The sequence below is a fragment of the Pigmentiphaga sp. genome (genome assembly GCF_019689535.1).
Lineage (GTDB): Bacteria > Pseudomonadota > Gammaproteobacteria > Burkholderiales > Burkholderiaceae_B > Pigmentiphaga.
The window spans coordinates 1-3,095 of record NZ_JADGHH010000291.1 but is presented as its reverse complement, the minus strand read 5'-3'; the positions used below and the strand labels follow the sequence as shown (position 1 = coordinate 3,095).

3 protein-coding genes are annotated in these 3,095 nt (G+C 62.3%); 1 reads left to right on the top strand and 2 read right to left on the bottom strand.

Going from position 1 to position 3,095, the window contains the following annotated elements; translation table 11 throughout:
• Nucleotides 1–733: tripartite tricarboxylate transporter substrate binding protein (locus IRZ12_RS16800; RefSeq protein WP_296470990.1), on the top strand; the 733-nt coding region annotated here is incomplete at its 5' end.
• Nucleotides 734–823: 90 nt separating this feature from the next.
• On the opposite strand, the gene hflC is transcribed toward IRZ12_RS16800, so the two are convergent.
• Together hflC and hflK are read right to left on the bottom strand one after the other, a co-directional pair.
• Nucleotides 824–1,696, bottom strand: a complete 873-nt coding sequence (hflC, locus tag IRZ12_RS16795) for a protease modulator HflC (protein WP_296470987.1) — start codon at nt 1,694–1,696, stop codon at nt 824–826.
• Nucleotides 1,697–1,730: 34 nt separating this feature from the next.
• A complete protein-coding gene (hflK, locus tag IRZ12_RS16790) occupies nt 1,731–3,026 on the bottom strand; it encodes an FtsH protease activity modulator HflK (protein ID WP_296470993.1) in 1,296 nt (431 codons plus the stop codon).
• Nucleotides 3,027–3,095 lie beyond the last annotated feature (69 nt).

Genomic DNA, 3,095 nt, shown 5'->3' with positions numbered 1-3,095 from the left:
CGCCAAGGCGCAGCCGGACGGCTATACCCTGCTCATCGCCACCCAAAGCGCCATGGTGTTCAACGCGGTGTTGCGCAAGAAACTGCCATACGATCCGCTGAAGGATTTCACGCCGATTTCGATGTTGTTCGACACGCCCACCTACTTGGTGGTGACCAAATCCTTGCCCATGCGCACCGTCTCCGACCTCATTGCCGCGGCCAAGGCCAATCCGGGCAAATACACGTATGCGTCACTGGGAGCGGGAAGCTCGCACCACCTGCTGGCGGAGATGTTCAAGAGAAAGGCCGGCATTGACATTCTGCACGTGCCCTACAAAGGCAGCTCCAACGCCAGTACCGACCTGATCGCGGGCCAGGTGGACATGATGTTCGAGGGCGGAGCCTCTTCCCTGCCCCATGTGCGCGCGGGCAAGCTCACCGCGCTTGCGTCGACCGGGGAGAAACGCACCGAGATCATGCCCGACCTGCCCACGGTGAACGAAACCCTGCCCGGCTTCCACGCCAACGTCTGGTTCGGGCTCTCGGGGCCGGCAGGCATGCCTGAAGCCGTCGTGACCAAACTGAACCGGGAAGTGGTCCGCATTCTCAAGCAGCGCGAGACCCACGACAAGTTCTTCGAGCTGGGCGTGGAGCTGCTGCCCACCACCCCACAGGAAATGGCCGATCGCATTCGCACCGAAATTCCCGAATGGCGCGCCGTCGTCGAAGCCGCCGGCATCCAAGCCGAATAAACGGGCGATTCTCGCGTTCCTCGCATCATGAAAAAAGCAGCCTGCGGGCTGCTTTTTTTTTGGAAGGGGGGGCCCTGCTGCGCCTTGGCCTTATTTGCCCTCGGCCGACTTCATGAAGCGGAAGAACTCCGAGCTGGGATCGATCACCAGCATGTCTCCCTTCGAGCCGAACGAGGAACGGTAGGCCTCGAGGCTCTTGTAGAAGCGGTAGAACTCGCGGTCCTGGCCGAAGGCTTGCGCATAGATGGCCGAAGCCTTGGCATCGCCCTCGCCTTTGATCTGCTGCGCCTTGCGATAGGCTTCCGCCAGGATGACTTCGCGCTGGCGGTCGGCGTCGGCCCGGATCTTTTCGCTTTCCGCGGCACCGATGGAGCGCTGCTCGTTGGCGACGCGCTTACGTTCGGCCTCCATGCGCCGATAGACGGACTCCGAAATCTCTGGGACGAAATCCACGCGCTTGAGGCGCACGTCTACGATCTCCACGCCGAGCAGCTTGGCGGCGGCCTCTGTGTTGGCCCGGATCTCCTGCATGATCTTGTCACGTTCCTTGGACGTGACGTCGTTGACGGTGCGGCGGTTGATCGAGGCGTTCAAGGCGTCGCGAATGAGGGCTTGCAGGCGCTCCTGCGCGGCGCGCTCGTTGCCGCCGAACGTGACGAAATACGTGCGCGGGTTCGAAATGCGCCATTTCACGAAAGAGTCGATCAGCAGGTTCTTCTTTTCCGAAGTCTGCACGCGCTCGGCCTCGGCGGTGTCGATCGTCAAGATCCGCTTGTCGAACTGCTGGACGTTCTGGAACGGAGGCGGCAGCTTGAAGTACAGCCCGGGTTCGTCGATGACTTCCTTGATCTCGCCCAAAGCGAAGACGACGGCGTAGTTGCGTTCGTTCACGACGAAGACGCATGACGACATCACGGCCAAACCGACGATCAGTCCGATTACCGCCGGAATCAAACGGTCCATGGTGGTATTCCTTCCTTATAACGGCGCGCAGGCATCAACGGGCGTTGCGGTCGCGCGAACGCAGGGCGTCACGACCGGCATCCGGCAACACGCCGCCGGTCAACGGCTGGGGCGCGCTGCTCGAGTTGCCCGTCGCCGAGGCGGCCGAACGGGCGGCCGCGGCGGCCTCTTGAGACACCTGCTGCATCAGCTTGTCCAGCGGCAGATAAAGCAGGTTGCTGCCGCTGCGCGTATCCACGAGCACCTTGGTGGTGTTGGCGAAGATTTCCTGCATGGTCTCGAGGTAGAGGCGGTCGCGCATGACCTGCGGCGCCTTCCTGTACTCGGCGAGGATTTGCGAGAAGCGTGCGGCGTCACCTTCGGCGTTCTCGATGACGCGCTGGCGATAGCCCTCGGCTTCCTGCAACAGGCGGGACGCCGCGCCGGCGGCCCGGGGCACCACGTCGTTGGCATAGGCCTGGCCTTCATTGATCTGGCGTTCCCGGTCCTGGCCGGCCTTGACCGCGTCGTCGAACGCGGCCTGCACCTGCTCGGGCGGCTGTGCGTTCTGGATCGCCACCGTGCTGATCAGCACGCCGGTGCCGTACAAATCCATGATCTGTTGCATCAGCGCGGCCACTTCCGACGCAACCTGGGTCCGGCCTTCATACAGCACGAAGTCCATTTTCTTCTTGCCCACGATCTCGCGCATGGCCGTCTCGGCCGCCTGCTTGACTGCTATGTCGGGCTCGCGGTTGTTGAACAGGTAGTCCCTCGCGCCGGTTTCCTTCAGGCGGTACTGGACGACGAACTGTATGTCGACGATGTTCTCGTCGTCCGTCAGCATCAGGGCCTCGGGCAGCACTTTGCTGCGCGAAGTGTTGCGAAAGCCTACCTCGATCGTGCGCAGCTGGGAGAGATTGACGATCTCGTGGCTTTGGATGGGATACGGCAGGCGCCATTGGAAACCCGCGCGCGTGGTTTCCTTGTACTTGCCGAACTGCGTGATGACCGCGACCTGCCCTTCTTGCACGATGAAAAAGCCGGAGGCCAGCCACAGGGCGACGACGATGCCGACCACGACGAGCAGGCCCACACCGGTGCCGCGTGGCGAGGGAGAAAAACGCCCGCGGCCGTCGTTGCCGCCCGGCGGGCCTGACGGCCTGCGGCCGAACAAGCCACTGAGCTTGCGGTTGAAGTCCCGCCACAACTCGTCCAGGTCGGGCGGACCGCCGTTATTGTTGTTCCGTCCTTCGTTGGGCGGACGCCGAGGAGGCTCGTTGCCGGAGCCGCCGCCTCCCCGCCCCCAGTTGGAGTCGTTCAGGTTGAATATTCGAGTTATCGAAGGCAGACGCATCTTTATAGTAGGCTTAATCACAAATTAAGCAGCCGAAGATAATCACTGTGTAGATGAAGGTGT